Below are 18,611 nucleotides of genomic sequence, written 5' to 3'. Positions count from 1 at the left end.
GCCGCGACGGCCGCCGTCAGCACGGCCGTCCTCAGCGGAATTCGAACCAGGTGTCCAGCGCCGCATGGCGCAGGGTCCGCAGGACCTGCGGCTGGGCGTTGGCGACGGCGACATGGCCGCCGGCCTCGCGGCAGCGCCCGGCCAGGATGAACAGCATCCCGATGGCCGCCGAATCGATGAAGGTCAGGTAGCGCAGGTCGAGCGGCAGGACCGGCCGCGCCGCGAAGTCCCAATCCGCCAGCAGGGCATGGAAGCGCCCGCCGTCGTCATAGGTGAAGCGGCCGGACAGGATGATCCCGTCCTCCCCCTGGACCTTGGCGAGCGCATACTCCATCGACCGATCCGTCCGGGCGCTTTGGCGTCTGCCGACCATGGACCATGAAGCGCGCGCCCGGCGCAAGGCCCGCCCCCGGCCGCCGGTCGGGGACAAATGCGGGGCCCGGCACGGGGAGGCCGCCTCCGCCGCCCGCAGCGCTGGACTTGGCGGCGATCCGCCTATATCTCGGGGGGCGAGCCCCGTCCCTTTCGGCCGGGGTATCGTTCCCCAACCTGCAAACGCCGGTTCGTCCTGGCCGACCGTCCTGTTGTTGGACCGTTGCCATGCGTCCCCCGTTGCTCATCGTGAAGGGAGGGTGTCCCATGCACACCGACCCCAGATCAGCGGTGCCCGACCCGACGGGGCGCCGGTGCTCCCGCCGGAGATCGATCCGGACGATGACGCGCGCCGGCGGGCGGAGCGTGCCCCGCCGCCCCGCGAGGACGGCGAGGAGGAGCGGCCCTACGGCGTCGAGCCCGACTTCGTGCAGGAGGTCGTCGAGCATCTGCGCGCCGGCGGGGCCGACGCGGTGCGCATCGCGCTGGACGGGCTGCACGCCGCCGACGTCGCCGACCTGATCGAGCAGATCGGCCCCGACGAGCGCGAGGCGCTGATCGAGATCCTGCGCCCGGGCTTCGACGGCGAGGTGCTGTCCTACCTGAACCCCGATCTGCGCGAATCGGTGGTCGAGCGGTTCGAGCCCAAGGAGCTCGCCGCCGCGGTCGCGGAACTCGACACCGACGACGCCGTCGACCTGATCGAGGATCTCGACGAGGAGACCCGCCAGAGCATCCTGGACAACCTGCCGGCCGCCGACCGCGCGCTGGTGCAGGAGAATCTGGCCTACGAGGAGTACACCGCCGGCCGCCTGATGCAGCGCGCGCTGGTCGCGGTGCCGGAGTTCTGGACGGTCGGCAAGACGGTGGCCTATCTGCGCGCCGCGGCGGACGAGCTGCCGGAGGATTTCTACGACATCTTCGTGGTCGATCCGCTCTACCGGGTGGTCGGGGCGGTGCCGCTGTCGCGGCTGCTGCGCCAGCACCGCTCCACCCGCATCGATGCGCTGGCGACGCAGGACCTGCACGTCATCCCCGCCACCACGGACCAGGAGGAGGTGGCGAACCTCTTCCGCCAATACGCCCTGGTCTCCGCCCCGGTGGTGAATGCCGGCGGGCGGCTGATCGGCGTCATCACCGTCGACGACGTCGTCCACATCATCGACGAGGAGGCGGAGGACGACATCCGCAAGCTGGGCGGGGCGGGCGACACCGGCGTGTTCAGCGGCATCGGCGCCATCGCCCGGTCGCGCGTCGGCTGGCTGACCGTCAACCTCGCCACCGCCTTCGTCGCCTCGGGCGTCATCTCGCTGTTCGAGGGCACCATCGCCCAGATCGTGGCGCTGGCGGTGCTGATGCCGATCGTCGCCTCGATGGGCGGCAACGCCGGGACCCAGACCCTGACCGTCGTGGTGCGCGCCCTGGCGACGCACGAGCTGTCCTCGGCCAATGCGCCGCGCGTGGTGGGGAAGGAGGCGCTGGTCGGGCTGATCAACGGGCTGGTCTTCGCCGTGATGGTCGGGCTGATCGCCTGGTTCTGGTACGGCCCGACCATCGGGCTGGTGATCGCCGGGGCGATGGTCATCAACCTGGTGATCGCCGGGCTGTCCGGCGCCCTGATCCCGCTGGGGCTGAAGGCGCTGAACGTCGATCCGGCGGTGGCGAGCGCGGTGTTCCTCACCACCGTCACCGACGTCATCGGGTTCTTCGCCTTCCTGGGGCTGGCCTCCGCCTTCCTGCTGTAGGGGGAGCATTCTACTTTAGGGAGTGCAGGCGCACTTTCCGCTTGCATCGCGGGCGCCGTCCCGCGACAGTGCGTGCATTGGCTTGGGGTGCTGCGCGGGGATTGAGTCCCGTGCGGCTGAGATCATACCCATCGAACCTGTCTGGATAATGCCAGCGAAGGGAGCCGACGCATGATCGACGCGCCGTCTTTACGTCCTCAATCCGTTTCCCGTCCCTCCGTCGCCGTCATCGGCGCCGGCACCATCGGCCTATCCATCGCCTGGAGGCTGGCCGCCGCCGGCTGCCGGGTCGAGGTCTTCGACCGCGGCCCCGCCGGCCGCGGCGCCACCCACGCGGCCGGCGGCATGCTCGCCGCCTGCGTGGAGACCGAGCCGGGCGAACAGCCGCTCCTTCCCCTCACCCGCGCCAGCCAGGCGCTGTGGCCCTCCTTCGCGGCGGAGCTGGAGGAGGCGTCCGGCCTGTCCGTCGACCTGCGCGGCGAGGGCACGATGGTCATCGCGACGACCATCGACGATCTGGCGAAGCTGCGGGTGCTCCACCGCTTCCAGAGCGGGCTCGGCCTGCCGGTGGAGTGGCTGGAGGGGGCCGAGGTGCGGCGGCGCGAGCCCTATCTGCAGCCCGGCGTCTCCGGCGCGCTCTACTGCCGCGAGGACCATCAGGTGGACAACCGCAAGCTCGCCGCGGCGCTGCAGCGCGCCGTGCTGGCGGCCGGCGCCATCGTGCACGAGTCCGTCGAGGTCTCCGCCGTCGCCGTGGAGAAGGGGCGCGCGGTGGGCCTGCGGATCGGCGACCGGCTGGTCGCGGCCGACCGGGTGGTGCTGGCGGCCGGCGCCTGGTCCGGCCGCATCGAGGGGCTGCCCCCCGCCGCCCGCCCGCCGGTGCGGCCGGTGAAGGGGCAGATGCTCTGCCTGCGGATGGACCCGCGCTTTGCGCTGCTGAGCCATGTCGTCTGGACGCCCGGCACCTACCTGATCCCGCGGCTGGACGGCCGGCTGCTGATCGGCGCCACGACGGAGGAGCGCGGCTTCGACGACCGGCTGACGGCCGGCGGCCAATATGCGCTGCTGGAAGGCGCCTACCGCGCCCTGCCCGGCATCGCCGAACTGCCGATCGAGGAGAGCTGGGCCGGTTTCCGCCCCGGCAGCCGGGACGACGCGCCGATCCTCGGCGCCTGCGCGGTGGACGGGCTCGTGCTGGCGACCGGCCACCACCGCAACGGCATCCTGCTGACCCCGGTGACCGCCGACGCCGTCGCCCGGCTGGTGCTGACCGGCGAGACCGACCCGCTGATCCGCCCCTTCGCCATCGACCGCTTCACGGCGGAGCGTTCCACCGGGGAGCACGCCCAGGGAACGGAGCTGCCGGCATGACCGCCACGCTGCACATCAACGGCCGGGACGAGGCCCTGCCGCCCGACACCCCCACCGTCGCCGCCCTGCTGGCCGCCCGCGGCATCGCCGCCGGGACGCGCGGGGTCGCGGTCGCCCTGAACGGCGCCGTCGTCCCCGCCCGCCGCTGGGCCGAAACCCCGCTCGCCCCCGGCGACCGCATCGAGATCGTCCGCCCCCTGCAGGGCGGCTGAAGGATTCCTCCCATGACCATCGACGCGCAGGACGACGTCCTGACCATCGCGGGCCGCCGCTTCGGCTCGCGCCTCTTCCTCGGCACCGCCGGCTATCCCAACCAGCAGGTGATGCTGGACTCGCTGGCCGCCGGCGGGACCGAACTCGCCACGCTGGCGATCCGCCGCATCAGCCTCGACGGCTATTCGGAGAGCCTGGTGGACGTGCTGGCGCAGCGCTTCGGCGACCGGCTGGGGCTGCTGCCCAACACGGCCGGCTGCCTGACCGCCCGGGAGGCCGTGCTGACCGCCCAGCTCGCCCGCGAGGCGCTGGGCACCGGCTGGATCAAGCTGGAGGTGATCGGCGACCGCGAGCTGCTCTATCCCGACGTGGAGGAGCTGCTGCGCGCGACGGCGGAGCTGGTGGCCGACGGCTTCACCGTGCTGCCCTACTGCAACGACGACCCGGTGACCTGCCGCAAGCTGGCCGACCTGGGGGCGGCGGCGGTGATGCCGCTCGGCTCCTACATCGGCTCCGGCCTCGGCATCCGCAATCCGCACGCCATCGAGACGATCTGCGCCCGCAGCCCCGTCCCGGTGGTGCTGGACGCCGGCATCGGCACCGCGTCCGACGCGGCGCTGGCGATGGAGCTGGGCTGCGCCGCCGTCCTGCTGAACAGCGCGGTGTCCAAGGCGCTCGACCCCGTGCGGATGGCGGCGGCGATGCGCGACGCGGTGGCCGCCGGCCGCGCCGCCCGGCTGGCCGGGCGCATCCCGGTGCGCGGTTTCGCCGAGCCGTCCAGTCCGCAACTCGGCTTGATCGGAAGCTGAGGCTGACGCACTCTGGCCCTCCCCGACCGACAGGCAGGAGCGAGCAGCCTTGGCGACCTTCGACCCCCGCGACCCCGACTGGAAGGCCCGCTGCCTCGCCAGTTTCGAGCGCCAGCCGATCGTCCGCACGCTTGGCATCGAACTGGCCGCGGTGGAGCCCGGTTTCTGCGAGATGCGCCTGCCCTTCCGCGAGGAGCTGACGCAGCAGCACGGCTATTTCCACGCCGGCATGGTCTCCACCCTGGCCGACAATGCCGGCGGCTATGCCGCCTACAGCCTGATGCCGGCCGGCAGCGAGGTGCTGGCGGTGGAGTTCAAGGTCAACCTGCTGTCCCCCGCCAAGGGCGAGGTGATGATCGCCCGTGCCCGCGTCGTGAAGCCCGGCCGCACCCTGGTCATCACCACGGTCGAGGTGTCGATGCTGGAGAAGGGCGAGGAGAAGCTCTGCGCCCTGATGCAGCAGACCGTGTTCTGTCAGATGCCCAAGGCCTGAAGGGCCGCGGGACGTCCATCACTTCCGTGGGGAGTTCTCGTTCGATGACGCGCAACCGCACCACCGCCGCAGCCCTGCTGGCCGCGGCCGCTTTCGGCGTCGCCTTCGCCGCTCCGGCCCATGCCCAGAAGAAGGAGCCGCCGGCCTGCGCCGCGGTCTCCTTCCGCACCATCCCACCCGGCGCCCCGGACGGCGAGCAGGATGCCGGCCTCTACAAGTCCCGCTTCGGCAAGATCGAGGTGAAGGCCGACGTGCGCGGCGGCCAGGCGACCAACTATTACCTGGTCCTCAACGGCAAGAAGGTGGATGGCCCGGCCACCCCGCCGAAGCTGTCGGAGAGCTGCCTGAAGTCGAAGCACGTCAAGGTGCCGTTCCAGAAGCAGGCCCAGGGCTCCTGCACCGGCAGCCGCTTCCGCGCGGTGATCGACCGCAGCAGCGGCAAGCCGACCGTCGCCTTCTTCGGCCTGCAGGGCGACGATTGGGCCTATTGCAGCGCGACCACGATGTGAGGCCCGGCACCCCCGCCGTCGCGGCCGGAGGATGTCCGGCCGTGACGGCGGGGGCCGCCGCCGGCGTCCCCGATCCCTCAGATCCTGACGTCGAAGCCCTGCTTGCGGATGTCCTTGCCCATCGACTCCGCGGCCTTGGCGCCCTTGTCGCCGAAGGCGGTGGTCAGCAGGGCCTTGAGGTCGAGGGAGAGATGCAGCGGCTCTCCCTCCCGCGGGGCGTTCTTCGGGGTCAGCACGGCTCCGCCCTCCAGCCCCTGCGGCGGCGCCGACATGGCGGTCTGCAGGGTCCTGGTGATGGCGTCCAGCTCGTCGGCGCTGAAGCCGTCGGCCCGGATGGTCAGCCCCTGGCTTTCCGCCCGCAGCGACGTGGCGCTGCGCTCCGCCCCCGCGACGGTGGAGCGGCCGTCCGTGGAGGTGAAGGCGGTCTCGGCGGTCCGCTCCATCGACAGGCTGGAACGGTCGAGGCTGACCGTCAGCGTCTTGCCGCCCTGCTCCAGCGTCAGCTCGACGTTGCGCAGCTCGACGGCGACCGCCGTGCGCTCGTGATGCAGCTCGCTTCCCGCGGCCAGCGCACTCGTCCCGCCGGCGGAGGCGTTTGCGAGGTGGGTGGCCGTGCGGCGCTCGTCCTCGCCGAAGCGGCCGGCGAAGCCCTTGACCGCCTCCCCTGCCTCCTCCTCGCCGAGGCCGAGGGCCGAGAGCATGCGGCCGAGGTCGCGGCCCATCGCCTCCATCACCTGGTCGAGCTGGTCGGCGAAGGCGTCGTTGTATTCCAGCATGCCCTGCATCTGGTCGAGCGCATCGCCGGCCCGGGCGATCCCGTCCTGCGCCCGGCCGCTCGCCCCCTCGGCCATGCCGCGCAGCCGGCCGCTGAGGTCCTGGAGGTTGGAACTCAGCAGGACGGCGGGATCGGCGGGGTCCATTGGCGTTGCATTGGCGGCGCGCCTCGCATCGGACCCGGGCCTGGCCGCATCCGCCTTGTCGGTTTTGCCGGCGGCCTTCTCCTTCGCCTCGGCGGCCTTGGTGAAGACGCCGGCCAGCATGTTCTTCATCGATGCGAGATCATTGCCGATCACCGCCCCCTCCCCACGCCGGACTCCGCCAGAGAGAGCCAGCCTAGGCCGGCATGGCTAACGGAGTCCTAATTCCGCCCGCCGGAGCGGCCGTCACGCCGCCTGCTCACACGGTCGCGCGCTGTTCGAAGGGGCGATCGCCAGGGTCGGGGGCCGGCTCCACCACGATGTCGGTGACGACCGCGGCGGGCGGGCCGCGGCGGCAGGCGGCCAGCATGCGGTCCACCGTTCCGGCCGGACCGGCGAACAGCGCCTCCACCGTGCCGTCGGCCCGGTTGCGCACCCAGCCGCTCAGCCCGAAGGCGGTCGCCGTCTGCACCGTCCAGCCGCGGTACCACACCCCCTGCACGCGGCCGAGGATCATCGCCCGCACCGCCTTGCGCCCGTCCGTCTCCATCCCGCCCTCACCCTATCCGGCCGGCCCCCTTGCCGCCGAACAGGCCCATGGCGAAGGCCGCATGGATGGCGAGCGGCGCCCCCCAGCCGATCAGCGGATAGAGGAACCAGGGATCGTTCGGCGTCGTCATGGCGTTGACCGGCACGATCACCACCATGACGGCAAAATAGGCGATCAGATGGTTGAGGAAACCCCTCAGCCGCCGGCGGCCGGACCGATCCGCTGTGGTTTCGGGGACCGCGGTTTCGGGGGCGTCCATTTCGGACGTCCTGCGCGGCTCTTGGCTCACGCCGCCCCTCCGGCCTGGCGCCTGGCGGCCTCCTCGTCCAGCAGGGCCTTGCGGGACAGCTTGCCGATCATCGTCTTGGGCAGTTCGCCACGGAACTCCACGATCTTGGGCATCTCGATGGGGGACAGCTTGTCCTTGAGGAAATCGATCAGTTCCTCGGCGGTCAGGCTCTTCCCGTCGTCGAGCCGGACATAGGCCTTGACCGTCTGGCCGCGATACTCGTCGGGGATGCCGGCCACCACGCATTCGGCGACGGCGGGGTGCAGGTAGATCGCCTCCTCGACGTTGCGCGGATAGACGTTGAAGCCGCTGCACAGGATCATGTCCTTGATGCGGTCGACGATGGTGGTGTAGCCGTCCTCATCCATGATGCCGACGTCGCCGGTGTGCAGGCGGCCGTCCACCAGGGTCTGCGCCGTCTCGTCCGGACGGTTCCAGTAGCCCTTCATCACCTGCGGCCCGCGGATGCAGACCTCGCCCTTCTCGCCGATGGGCAGGACGCGGCGCGGCTCCTCCAGGCTGACGATCTCGATCACCGTGCCGGGCAGCGGCAGGCCGATGGAGCCCTTGCGGTTCATCGCGCCCGGCGGATTGCAGGTGGCGACCGGCGAGCTTTCCGACAAACCATAGCCTTCGACCAGCGTGCAGCCGGTGGTCCGTTCGAACGCCTCCTTCACCTCGACCGGCAGCGGGGCGCCGCCCGACATGCAGAAGCGGATGGAGGACAGGTCGTACTGGTCGAGCCGCTTGTGGTGGTTGATGGCGGTGTAGATGGTCGGCACGGCGGGGAACAGGGTGATGCGTTCCTTCGCCAGCGTCTCCATCACCTGATCCAGCTCGAAGCGCGGCAGCAGCACCAGCTCCGCCCCCATGCGGAGGCCGAAGTTCATCACCGTCGTCATGGCGAAGACGTGGAACAGCGGCAGCACGCCCAGCACCTTCTCGGGCCCCTGCTCGCCCGGCTTCGCCTCGCGGGCGCCATACCAGGCGGCGCACTGCTCGGTGTTGGCGTAGAGGTTGGCGTGGGTCAGCATCGCGCCCTTGGGCACGCCGGTGGTGCCGCCGGTGTATTGCAGCACCGCGATGTCCTCGCGCGGGTTGACCGGGACGGCGGCCGGCCGGCCGTCGTTGGCGATCAGCCGGGAGAAGGGCACATGGCGGTCGTCGGCCGGGATGCGCGCCACCTCGCCCCGTTTGGCGATCGGGAACAGCCAGTTCTTCGGGAAGGGCAGGATGTCGGCCATGCGGGCGATGACCAGCCGTTGCAGCCGCGTCTCGTCCAGCATGCGCAACATCTTGTCGTGCAGCAGCTTGAGGTCCAGCGTCACCATCATGGAGACGCCGCTGTCCTCGATCTGGTGGGCGAGCTCCCGCTCGGCATAGAGCGGGTTGAAGTTCACCACCGTGCCGCCGGCCTTCAGGATGGCGAAGAAGCAGATGACGTAATAGGGCGTGTTGGGCAGGAACAGCCCGACCCGCACCCCCTTGCCGACCCCCAGCGCCTGGAAGCCCTTGGCCGCACGGTCGACGAGCTGCCCGATCTCGCGGTAGCTGCTGCGCTTGCCGAGGAAGCTGACGCAAGTGCGGTCGGGATAGGTGGCGACGGCCTGGTCGAGCAGGCTGGTCATCGATGCCGCCGGGATCGTCATGTCCCAGGCGACCTTGGACGGATAAGAACTGAGCCAGGGATAGTCCTGCTGCAGGCGGGCCGCTTCAGCCATACGTGTTTCCTCCCCTCAAGGTCGTTTCCCCAGGTCCTTGCCGGATGTCCTTGCCGGATCCGGTTGGGTCTGGTCCGGTTGGACCCGGACCGGCCGGCTGGTCCCGATGCATTTTTCGCGTCAGGTACATACCGTATAGGGAAACTCTATCTCCTGCCCAGCCGGTTGTCCCGCTCTTTCGGACCACTCTTTTCGGCAGATGGTCCGGCGGACCGGCCTCGGCAAGACGGGAGCGGCGCTAAATCCTTGACCTGGGCCGCATCGTGGCAATCTATCGGAGACCCGCCCCTGCCCGATCGGACAGACGATGCGCCGTGCCCTTGCCCTCGCCGCCACGCTCCTCGCCCTCGCCACGCCGGCCCTTGCCGACGGCATGACCGTTCCGGCCCTGAAACAGTTCGGCGAGCCACTGTTCAAGCCCGGCTTCACCCACCTGCCGCACGCGAATCCGGACGCCCCGAAGGGCGGAACGCTGACGCTGGCCGCGGCCGGCAGCTTCGACAGCCTGAACGGCCTGATCCTGCGCGGCGTACGCCCGCGTACGCTGGGGCTGATCGCCGATCCGCTGATGACCGGCTCCGGCTGGGAACTGGACGCCGCCTATGGCGTGCTGGTGGAGAGCGTGGAGCTGGCCGGTGACAAGAGCTGGGCCGTCTTCACCCTGCGCAAGGAGGCGCGCTGGCACGACGGCGTCCCGGTGACGGCGGGCGACGTGGTGTACGCGTGGGACTCGATCCAGGCGTACGGCGCCCCCTTCCTGAAATCCTTCCTCGACCGCGTCACCAGGGTGGAGGCGCTGGACGACCGCCGGGTGAGGATCACGCTGAAGAGCCGCGACGAGATCAAGCCGATCATCGACTTCGCGACCTCCATCTCGCCGCAGCCCAGGCACTGGTGGACGGCCAACGGCCGCGACATCTCCAAGACGACGCTGGAGCCGCCGCTCGGCAGCGGTCCCTACCGGGTCAGGGCGGTCGATGCCGGCCGCTCCATCACCTACGAGCGGGTGCCCGACTATTGGGGCCGCGGCCTGCCGACCAACCGGGGGCTCTATAATTTCGACGTCGTAAAGGTCGACTATTACCGTGACGACGACGTGATGTTCGAGGCGTTCAAGGCCGGCGCCTATGACTTCCGCACGGAAAACCGCGCCCAGCGCTGGACCACCGCCTACGACTTCCCCGCAGTGAAGGAGGGACGCGTCGCCAAGCTGGAGGTGCGCAGCGAGCTGCCGCTGGGCGCCCAGGGATTCCGCCTGAACACGCGGCGCGCCAAGTTCTCCGACGCCAGGGTCCGCGAAGCGCTGGGCCTGCTGTTCGACTTCGAATGGATCCAGAAGACCATCCTGTACGGCCAGTACGAGCGGACCAAGTCGAACTTCCCCAACTCCGACTTCGGGGCCAGGGGGCTGCCGACGCCGGCCGAGCTGGCCCTGCTGGATCCCTATCGCGGCAGGCTCCCGGAGCGCGTCTTCACCGAGGCGTTCGAGCCGCCGAAGACCGACGGCAGCGGCAACAACCGGACCCAGCTGCGCGAGGCCATGCGCCTGTTCAAGGAGGCGGGCTGGGAGACGCGCAACGGCAAGCTGACCAACAGCCGGACCGGCGAGGTGATGAGTATCGAATTCCTCGACGGCAGCGGGGCGCTGGGCCGCGTCGTACAGCCCTATGTCGAGGCGTTGCGCAGGGTCGGGATCGACGCCAGCTTCCGCATCGTCGACACCGCCCAGTATCAGGCGCGCACCGACGAGTTCGACTTCGACGTGGTGATCGCCAACTTCAACTTCTTCACCCCGCCGGGGACGGAGCTGCGCAGCTATTTCGGCTCCGCCGCCGCCGACACCAAGGGGTCCGCCAACTATGCCGGCATCAGGGAGCCGGCGGCGGATGCGCTGATCGAGACGGCGCTGGCCGCCCGCGATCTGGACTCGGTGCAGGCGGCGACCCGCGCGCTCGACCGCGTGCTGCTGTGGGGCTTCTACATGATCCCGCAATGGTACAATCCGGACAACTGGATCGCCTACAAAACGACCCTGGCCTTCCCGGAGAAGGCGCCGAAATACGACCTGGACTTCCGCAACACGGGCTTCCCCGTCAACTGGTGGGTCGCCAGGGGGAAGTGAGCAGGTGAGGTTTCGCGCGGAGTGGCCTTGATGTCGCCCGAAAGCGCGGCTACTTCGGACAGAACCAAGACCGGAAGGGGAGCGGCCACCGTGACACGCGCAGGCAAGATGATTTTCGCGGCCCTGATCGGGTTCGGCCTGTCCGGCATGGCCCTGCAGGCCGGGTCGGCCGCGGCGGAGACGACCTCGCACGCGCTGTCGCTGAACGGAACGCCGAAATACGGCCCCGACTTCACGCATCTGGACTACGCCAACCCCGACGCGCCGAAGGGCGGCGAGGTGCGGATGATGGCGTTCGGCTCCTTCGACAACCTGAACCCCTTCATCCTGCGCGGCCAGGCGGCAGCAGGCTCCGGCCTCGTCTTCCAGACGCTGACGAGCGCCACCGGCGACGAGCCGGTCACCGAGTACGGCCTGGTGGCCGAGAGCATCACCGTCGCCGACGACCGGAGCTGGGTCGCCTTCACGCTGCGCCCGCAGGCGCGCTTCAACGACGGCAAGCCGATCACCCCCGAAGACGTGATCTGGAGCTTCGAGACGCTGCGCGAGAAGGGCCACCCGATCTACCGGACCTATTACGCTGACGTAACGAAGGCGGAGAAGACGGGCGACCGCACCGTCCGCTTCAGCTTCCGCAGCACCGACAACGCCGAGCTGCCGGTGATCATGGGCCAGCTTCCGGTACTGCCCAGGCATGTGTTCGAGGCGCGCGACTTCGGCTCGACCACGCTGCAGCCGCTGGTCGGCAGCGGCCCCTACAAGGTGGTGAACGTACAGCCCGGCCGCTCCATCACCTATGAGCGGGTCAAGGACTGGTGGGCCAAGGATCTGCCGATCAACCGCGGCCGCTACAACTTCGACCGGCTGCGCTTCGACTATTACCGTGACCTGGAGGTGGCGTTCGAGGCCTTCAAGGCCGGCGCCTATGACTTCCGGCTGGAGAATTCCTCGAAGAACTGGGTGACCGGCTACGACGTCCCGGCGGTGCGCGAGGGGCACATCGTGAAGGAGGAGCTGCCCCACCAGGACCCGCAGGGCATGCAGGCCTTCGTCTTCAACATCCGCCGCCCGATCTTCCAGGACCGCAAGGTGCGCGAGGCGATCAACTATCTGTTCGACTACGAATGGACGCGGACCAACCTGTCCTACGGCCTCTACAAGCGGACCAAGAGCTATTTCGCCAACACCGAGCTGGCCTCCACCGGCCTGCCCGGCCCGGCCGAACTGAAGATCCTGGAGCCCTACCGCGGACGCATCCCCGAGGAGGTCTTCACCAAGCCCTATGAGCCGCCGAGCACCGACGGGTCGGGCAACATCCGGCAGAACCTGCGCACGGCGCTCGGCCTGTTCAAGGAGGCCGGCTGGGAGCTGAAGAACAACAAGCTGGTGGACGCCCGGACCAGCCAGCCCATGCGATTCGAGATCCTGCTGGTCCAGGCGGACATGGAGCGGATCGTCCAGCCCTTCGTCCGCAACCTGGAGCGCGCCGGCATCGAGGCGTCGATCCGCGTGGTGGACAGCGCGCAGTACCAGAACCGCACGGATCAGTTCGATTACGACATGATCATCAGCCGGTTCCCGCAGTCGTTGTCGCCCGGCAACGAGCAGCGCGACTTCTGGAACTCCAAGCGGGCCGACCTGCCGGGCAGCCAGAACGCCATCGGCATCAAGGACCCGGTGGTGGACGAGCTGGTCGAGAAGCTGATCCAGGCCCATGACCGCGAGACGCTGATCGCCACCACCCGCGCGCTGGACCGCGTGCTGCTGTGGAACTGGTACGTCATCCCGCACTGGCACGACAGCGTCTACCGCGTCGCCTACTGGAACCGATTCGGCCATCCGGCGGTTGCGCCGAAATACGGCCTGGGCTTCCCCGAGAGCTGGTGGATCGATCCGGCCAAGGACGCGCGGCTTGCATCGACGCCCCGCCGCACGGCACCCTGACCGCGTCGCCGTTCCAATCGACTGAAACCGGGAGGTCCGAGCGCCCGCGATGCTGGCCTACATCATCCGCCGCCTGCTGCTGATCATCCCGACGCTGTTCGGGATCATGGTCATCAATTTCCTGATCGTGCAGATCGCCCCCGGCGGTCCGATCGAGCAGATGATCGCCCGGGTCCAGGGCACCGCGGTCGAGGCGACCGCCCGCATCGGCGGCACCGCCGGCGGCGACGCCGGCGCTGCCCAGCAGCAGGCGCAGAGCCAGGGGGGCGAGACCAGCCGCTATCGCGGTGCCCAGGGCCTCGACCCCGCCTTCATCAGGCAGCTCGAGCGCGAGTTCGGCTTCGACAAGCCGCTGCACGAGCGCTTCCTGCACATGATGGGCAACTACATCGTCTTCGATTTCGGGACGAGCTACTTCCGCGACCGCCGGGTGGTGGATCTCGTGCTGGAGAAGATGCCGGTCTCGATCTCGCTCGGCCTGTGGACGACGCTGATCGTCTATCTGGTGTCGATCCCGCTGGGCATCGCCAAGGCGGTGCGCGACGGCCAGCCCTTCGACGTCTGGACCTCCGGGATCGTCATCGTCGGCTACGCCATCCCCAGCTTCCTGTTCGCGGTGCTGCTGATCGTGCTGTTCGCCGGCGGGCGCTATCTCGACTGGTTCCCGCTGCGCGGCCTCGTCTCCGACAACTGGGGGCAGCTTCCCTGGTGGAAGCAGGCGCTGGACTATCTGTGGCACATGGCGCTGCCGGTGATCTCCATGGTGATCGGCGGCTTCGCCGGGCTGACGATGCTGACCAAGAACTCCTTCCTGGAGGAGATCAACAAGCAGTACGTCATCACGGCCCGCGCCAAGGGCCTGGGCGAGCGGCGCGTGCTCTACGGCCACGTCTTCCGCAACGCCATGCTGATCGTGGTGGCCGGCTTCCCCGGCGCCTTCATCGGCATCCTGTTCACCGGCGCCCTGCTGATCGAGGTGATCTTCTCGCTGGACGGGCTGGGGCTGCTGGGCTTCGAGGCGGCGATCAACCGCGACTATCCGGTGATGTTCGGCACGCTCTACTTCTTCACGCTGCTGGGCCTGATCATGAACCTGGTGGGCGACGTCACCTATGTGCTGGTCGACCCGCGCATCGATTTCGAAGCGCGGAGGGTCTGATGGCCCTGTCCCCCATCACGCGGCGGCGTCTGGCGAGTTTCCGGGCGAACCGGCGGGGCTTCTGGTCCTTCTGGATCTTCCTGCTGATCTTCGGCGTCACCCTGTTCGCCGAGTTCATCGCCAACGACCGTCCGCTGGTGATCCGCTATGACGACCGCTATTACTGGCCGGTCTTCCAGAGCTATCCGGAAACGACCTTCGGCGGCGAGTTCGAGACCGAGGCCGACTACCGCGATCCCTATGTGCGGCAACTGATCGACGCGAAGGGCTGGGCGGTCTGGCCGCCGATCCCCTACAGCTACCGCACCATCAACTACAACCTGCCGGTTCCCGCCCCCGCCCCGCCGTCGGCCGACAACTGGCTCGGCACCGACGACCAGGGGCGCGACGTGCTGGCGCGGCTGATCTACGGCTTCCGCATCTCGGTCCTGTTCGGCCTGACGCTGACGCTGTTCTCCTCGGCCGTCGGGGTCATGGCCGGGGCGGTACAGGGCTATTTCGGCGGGCTGACCGACCTGCTGTTCCAGCGCTTCATCGAGATCTGGCAGGGCCTGCCCACCCTGTTCCTGCTGATCATCCTGGCGAGCGTGGTGACGCCGAACTTCTGGTGGCTGCTGGGGCTGCTGCTGCTGTTCTCCTGGACCGCGCTGGTCCATGTGGTGCGGGCGGAGTTCCTGCGGGCACGCAACTTCGACTATGTGCGGGCGGCCCGCGCGCTGGGCGCGAACGACGCGACCATCATGGTGCGCCATGTGCTGCCCAACGCGATGGTGGCGACGCTGACCTTCATGCCCTTCATCCTCAACGGCTCGATCACCACGCTGACGGCGCTGGACTTCCTGGGCTTCGGCCTGCCGCCCGGCTCCCCCTCGCTGGGAGAGCTGCTGGCCCAGGGCAAGTCGAACCTGCAGGCGCCGTGGCTGGGCATCACCGCCTTCCTGGTGCTGGCGGTCATGCTGAGCCTGCTGATCTTCATCGGCGAGGCGGTGCGCGACGCCTTCGACCCCCGCAAGACCATCGGCGCCATGGGGAGCGCCATGCCGGGCGAGCCGGCCGCCGCCGCCGCGCGCAAGGCGGCCGCCGAATGAGCCGGCCCGCCGCAAGAGCATGGGGACAACGATGACCGAGAAGAGCGGAGCGACCATGACCGCCGCAACCCCTGCCCCGCCCCATACCGACCTGCTGCAGGTGCGCGGCCTGCGCGTCGATTTCCGGTCGCCGGCCGGGACGATGCAGGCGGTCAAGGGCGTGTCCTTCGACATCGCCAAGGGCGAGACGCTGGCGCTGGTCGGCGAGTCCGGGTCGGGCAAGTCGGTGACGGCGCTGTCGATCCTGCAGCTCCTGCCCTATCCCATGGCGCACCACCCCGCCGGCTCCATCCGCTTCCGCGAGACCGAGCTGCTGGGGGCGGACGAAGGTACGCTGCGCGACGTGCGCGGCAACCGCATCGCCATGATCTTCCAGGAGCCGATGACCTCGCTGAACCCGCTCCACACCATCGAGCGGCAGATCAACGAGACGCTGTTCCTGCACAAGCGGCTGTCGCGCGGCGCCGCCCGCGAGCGGACGCTGGAGCTGCTGCGGCTGGTCGGCCTGCCCAACCCGGAGGCGCGGCTCGGCGCCTACCCGCACGAGCTGTCGGGCGGCCAGCGCCAGCGCGTGATGATCGCCATGGCGCTCGCCAACGAGCCGGACCTGCTGATCGCCGACGAGCCGACCACCGCGCTGGACGTGACCATCCAGGCGCAGATCCTGGCGCTGCTGAAGGATCTGCAGAGCCGCTTCGGCATGGCGCTGCTGCTGATCACCCACGACCTGGGGGTGGTCCGCAAGATGGCCGACCGCGTCTGCGTGATGAACCAGGGCGAGATCGTCGAGCAGGCCGGCGTCGCCGACCTCTTCATCCGCCCGCAGCACCCCTACACCCGCAAGCTGCTGGCGGCCGAGCCGCGCGGCAACCCGCTGACCCCGCCGGAGTCGACGCCGGAGGTGATGGCGGCCGACACGCTGAAGGTCTATTTCCCGATCAAGAAGGGGCTGCTGCGCCGGACGGTCGACCATGTACGGGCGGTCGACGGCGTGTCGGTCACCGTACGGCAGGGCCATACGGTCGGGGTGGTCGGCGAGTCCGGCTCCGGCAAGACGACGCTGGGGCTGGCCCTGCTGCGGCTGCATGCCAGCGACGGGGCGATCCGCTTCGACGGCACCGACATCCAGGGCTGGCAGTCCAAGCGGCTGCGGCCGCTGCGCCGGCAGATGCAGATCGTCTTCCAGGACCCCTACGGCAGCCTGTCCCCCCGCCTGTCGGTCGGCCAGATCATCGGCGAGGGGCTGAAGATCCACGGCATCGGCAGCGCGGCGGAGCGCGACGGGCTGGTCGCCCGCGCTCTGGAGGAGGTCGGGCTGGAGCCGTCGAGCCGCCACCGCTACCCGCATGAATTCTCCGGCGGCCAGCGCCAGCGCATCGCCATCGCCCGCGCCCTGGTTCTGAAGCCCCGGTTCGTCGTGCTGGACGAGCCGACCTCGGCGCTCGACATGTCGGTGCAGGCGCAGATCGTCGACCTGCTGCGCGACATCCAGGCGCGCCACAACCTCGCCTACCTGTTCATCAGCCACGACCTGCGGGTGGTGCGGGCGCTGTCGAGCCACGTCATCGTGATGAAGGACGGCAAGGTGGTGGAGCAGGGCCCGACGCGCCGCATCTTCGAGGAGCCGCAGCAGGACTATACCCGCGCCCTGCTCGCCGCCGCCCTCAACCTGGAAGCGGTCGGCAGCGGCGCGGTGCGGACGTGAGGCGGGGTTAACGCCTTTTCCGATCGGGCGGCGTCACCTCCCGCCACTGCCCCGGCGCCAGCCCGTCGAGCGTCCAGTCGCCGATCGACCAGCGGATCAGGCGCAGCGTGGGAAAGCCGACCGCGGCGGTCATGCGGCGGACCTGGCGGTTGCGCCCCTCGCGCAGGGTCAGCGCGATCCAGCTCGTGGGAATGGCGGCGCGGAAGCGCACCGGCGGGTCGCGCGGCCAGAGGCCGGGCGGCTCCTCCATCCGCCGGGCCTCGGCCGGCAGGGTCGGGCCGTCCTTCAGCACGACGCCGCGGCACAGGGCCGCCAGCGCCTCGTCCGTCGGGATGCCCTCCACCTGGACCCAGTAGGTCTTCGGCAGCTTGTGCCTCGGCGAGGCGATGCGGGCGATCAGCGCGCCGTCGTCGCTCAGCGCCAGCAGCCCCTCGCTGTCACGGTCGAGGCGGCCGGCGGCATAGACGCCCTTCACCGGCACATGGTCGGCCAGCGTTGGGCGGCCCTGGTCGTCGGTGAATTGCGGCAGCACGCCGTAGGGCTTGTTGAGCAGGATCAGGCGCGGCAAGGCGGGTCCATGGCTGGGCGGGTTCCGGTCCGGGCGCGGACTCCGCTATGGTGGTCGACCATGCCGAACCATAGCAGGGAACCTCCCATGGCGCTTCTCTTCTGCTCCACCTCCGACAACGCCTCCCAGTGGGTGGAGGAACTCGCCCGCCGGCTGCCGGACCTGGAGGTGCGGGTCTGGCCCGAGATGGGCGATCCCGCCGACATCCGCATGGCGCTGGTGTGGAAGCCGCCGGCCGGGCTGCTCGCCGGCCTGCCGAACCTCGGGCTGATCCTGTCGCTGGGTGCGGGCGTCGAATCGCTGCTGGAGGACCCGACCCTGCCGGAGCTGCCGCTGGTCCGCATGGTGTCGGACGGGCTGACCGCCGACATGGCCGGCTATGTCACGCTTCAGGTGCTGCGCTGGCACCGCCAGCTCGACGCCTACCGCGACCAGCAGGCTGCGGGGCAATGGCGGCCGCTCGGCCACCGCCCGGCGCCGGAGGTCGGAGTCGGCATCCTCGGGCTCGGCGAGCTCGGGCAGGCCTGCGCCCGGACGCTGCGCAGCATGGACTATCGCGTGATGGGCTGGAGCCGCACCCCCAAGAGCGTCGAGGGGGTCGACGGCTTCTCCGGCGCGGACGGGCTGACGGCGATGCTGGGACGGAGCGACCTGCTGGTCTGCCTGCTGCCGCTGACCCTGGAGACCCGCGGCATCCTGAACCGCCGGCTGTTCGCCGCCCTGCCCAAGGGAGCGGTGGTGATCAACGCCGGACGCGGCGGCCATCTGGTGGAGGAGGATCTGGCGGCGGCGGTGGAGAGCGGCCATCTCGGCGGCGCCAGCCTGGACGTCTTCGTCGAGGAGCCGCTGCCGGCCGGCCATCCCTTCTGGCGCAACCCGCGGATCCACGTCACGCCGCACGTCGCGGCGGTCACCCACCCGTCGCGCTGCGCCGACCATGTGGCGGCGGCCATCCGCGCCTTGCGCACGGGACAGCCGCTGCCGAGCCTGGTGGACCGCTCGCGCGGCTATTGAGCGGAGCGGGTGGTCAGGCTGG

18 protein-coding genes and 1 riboswitch are annotated in these 18,611 nt (G+C 69.8%); of the genes, 12 read left to right on the top strand and 6 right to left on the bottom strand.

Going from position 1 to position 18,611, the window contains the following annotated elements:
* Window positions 1-31 precede the first annotated feature (31 nt).
* Entirely contained in the window at window positions 32-334 is a 303-nt protein-coding gene (locus tag DEW08_RS09330; RefSeq protein ID WP_109326507.1) for an STAS domain-containing protein, read from the bottom strand.
* Between the two features lie 352 nt (window positions 335-686).
* Here DEW08_RS09330 and mgtE point away from each other — a divergent pair, with 352 nt between their 5' ends.
* From mgtE to DEW08_RS09300, 6 genes are all read left to right on the top strand, one after another.
* The gene (gene mgtE, locus DEW08_RS09325) at window positions 687-2,117 is read left to right on the top strand and encodes a magnesium transporter (RefSeq protein ID WP_245986542.1); all 1,431 of its coding nucleotides are present in this window, start codon (window positions 687-689) and stop codon (window positions 2,115-2,117) included.
* A 73-nt stretch (window positions 2,118-2,190) separates the two neighbouring features.
* Window positions 2,191-2,296: riboswitch (TPP riboswitch) on the top strand.
* Entirely contained in the window at window positions 2,289-3,488 is a 1,200-nt protein-coding gene (gene thiO / locus DEW08_RS09320) for a glycine oxidase ThiO (RefSeq protein ID WP_109326502.1), read from the top strand. It overlaps the preceding riboswitch by 8 nt.
* Window positions 3,485-3,700 carry a sulfur carrier protein ThiS gene (thiS, locus tag DEW08_RS32220; RefSeq protein WP_109326499.1) on the top strand — a complete coding sequence of 72 codons (216 nt, stop codon included), beginning with the start codon at window positions 3,485-3,487 and terminating at the stop codon, window positions 3,698-3,700. Before thiO ends, thiS begins: the two co-directional genes overlap by 4 nt.
* A gap of 12 nt (window positions 3,701-3,712) precedes the next feature.
* The gene (thiG, locus tag DEW08_RS09310) at window positions 3,713-4,510 is read left to right on the top strand and encodes a thiazole synthase (protein WP_109326498.1); all 798 of its coding nucleotides are present in this window, start codon (window positions 3,713-3,715) and stop codon (window positions 4,508-4,510) included.
* Window positions 4,511-4,559: 49 nt separating this feature from the next.
* Entirely contained in the window at window positions 4,560-5,003 is a 444-nt protein-coding gene (locus DEW08_RS09305) for a PaaI family thioesterase (protein ID WP_109326496.1), read from the top strand.
* 44 nt (window positions 5,004-5,047) lie between these two features.
* A complete protein-coding gene (locus DEW08_RS09300; protein ID WP_109326495.1) occupies window positions 5,048-5,512 on the top strand; it encodes a hypothetical protein in 465 nt (154 codons plus the stop codon).
* A gap of 77 nt (window positions 5,513-5,589) precedes the next feature.
* Here the strand turns inward: DEW08_RS09300 and DEW08_RS09295 are convergent, their stop codons facing one another.
* The 4 genes from DEW08_RS09295 to DEW08_RS09280 form a co-directional block, all read right to left on the bottom strand.
* Window positions 5,590-6,585 carry a hypothetical protein gene (locus tag DEW08_RS09295; RefSeq protein ID WP_109326494.1) on the bottom strand — a complete coding sequence of 332 codons (996 nt, stop codon included), beginning with the start codon at window positions 6,583-6,585 and terminating at the stop codon, window positions 5,590-5,592.
* 103 nt (window positions 6,586-6,688) lie between these two features.
* Window positions 6,689-6,979, bottom strand: a complete 291-nt coding sequence (locus DEW08_RS09290) for an acylphosphatase (RefSeq protein ID WP_109326493.1) — start codon at window positions 6,977-6,979, stop codon at window positions 6,689-6,691.
* 7 nt (window positions 6,980-6,986) lie between these two features.
* Window positions 6,987-7,238 carry a 2TM domain-containing protein gene (locus tag DEW08_RS09285; protein ID WP_109326491.1) on the bottom strand — a complete coding sequence of 84 codons (252 nt, stop codon included), beginning with the start codon at window positions 7,236-7,238 and terminating at the stop codon, window positions 6,987-6,989.
* Window positions 7,239-7,264: 26 nt separating this feature from the next.
* Entirely contained in the window at window positions 7,265-8,989 is a 1,725-nt protein-coding gene (locus DEW08_RS09280; RefSeq protein WP_109326483.1) for a long-chain-fatty-acid--CoA ligase, read from the bottom strand.
* A 307-nt stretch (window positions 8,990-9,296) separates the two neighbouring features.
* On the opposite strand from DEW08_RS09280, the gene DEW08_RS09275 reads away from it, so the two are divergent.
* The 5 genes from DEW08_RS09275 to DEW08_RS33140 all read left to right on the top strand — a co-directional run bounded on the left by DEW08_RS09275 (window position 9,297) and on the right by DEW08_RS33140 (window position 17,007).
* Window positions 9,297-11,111, top strand: a complete 1,815-nt coding sequence (locus tag DEW08_RS09275) for an extracellular solute-binding protein (RefSeq protein WP_109326482.1) — start codon at window positions 9,297-9,299, stop codon at window positions 11,109-11,111.
* A gap of 147 nt (window positions 11,112-11,258) precedes the next feature.
* Window positions 11,259-13,055, top strand: coding sequence for an extracellular solute-binding protein (locus tag DEW08_RS09270; RefSeq protein ID WP_245986624.1), 1,797 nt, complete (start codon window positions 11,259-11,261; stop codon window positions 13,053-13,055).
* A gap of 49 nt (window positions 13,056-13,104) precedes the next feature.
* Window positions 13,105-14,214, top strand: a complete 1,110-nt coding sequence (locus tag DEW08_RS09265; protein WP_109326475.1) for a microcin C ABC transporter permease YejB — start codon at window positions 13,105-13,107, stop codon at window positions 14,212-14,214.
* Window positions 14,214-15,302 (top strand): ABC transporter permease, encoded by a 1,089-nt coding sequence (locus DEW08_RS09260; RefSeq protein ID WP_109326474.1) that lies wholly within the window; start codon window positions 14,214-14,216, stop codon window positions 15,300-15,302. The genes DEW08_RS09265 and DEW08_RS09260 overlap by 1 nt, the downstream gene beginning before the upstream one ends.
* Window positions 15,303-15,333: 31 nt before the next feature.
* Window positions 15,334-17,007 carry an ABC transporter ATP-binding protein gene (locus tag DEW08_RS33140; protein ID WP_281262053.1) on the top strand — a complete coding sequence of 558 codons (1,674 nt, stop codon included), beginning with the start codon at window positions 15,334-15,336 and terminating at the stop codon, window positions 17,005-17,007.
* A 7-nt stretch (window positions 17,008-17,014) separates the two neighbouring features.
* Here DEW08_RS33140 and DEW08_RS09250 read toward each other — a convergent pair whose 3' ends face one another.
* Entirely contained in the window at window positions 17,015-17,575 is a 561-nt protein-coding gene (locus DEW08_RS09250; protein ID WP_109326472.1) for a pseudouridine synthase, read from the bottom strand.
* 87 nt (window positions 17,576-17,662) lie between these two features.
* Here DEW08_RS09250 and DEW08_RS09245 point away from each other — a divergent pair, with 87 nt between their 5' ends.
* Complete coding sequence (locus DEW08_RS09245) at window positions 17,663-18,589, top strand: 2-hydroxyacid dehydrogenase (RefSeq protein WP_109326471.1); 927 nt, start codon at window positions 17,663-17,665, stop codon at window positions 18,587-18,589.
* The last annotated feature ends 22 nt before the right edge of the window (window positions 18,590-18,611 follow it).

The organism is Azospirillum thermophilum, assembly GCF_003130795.1.
In the GTDB taxonomy this organism is placed as follows: Bacteria; Pseudomonadota; Alphaproteobacteria; order Azospirillales; family Azospirillaceae; genus Azospirillum; species Azospirillum thermophilum.
The sequence above is the reverse complement of the archived record's forward strand: the minus strand, read 5'-3'. Positions and strand labels throughout refer to the sequence as shown.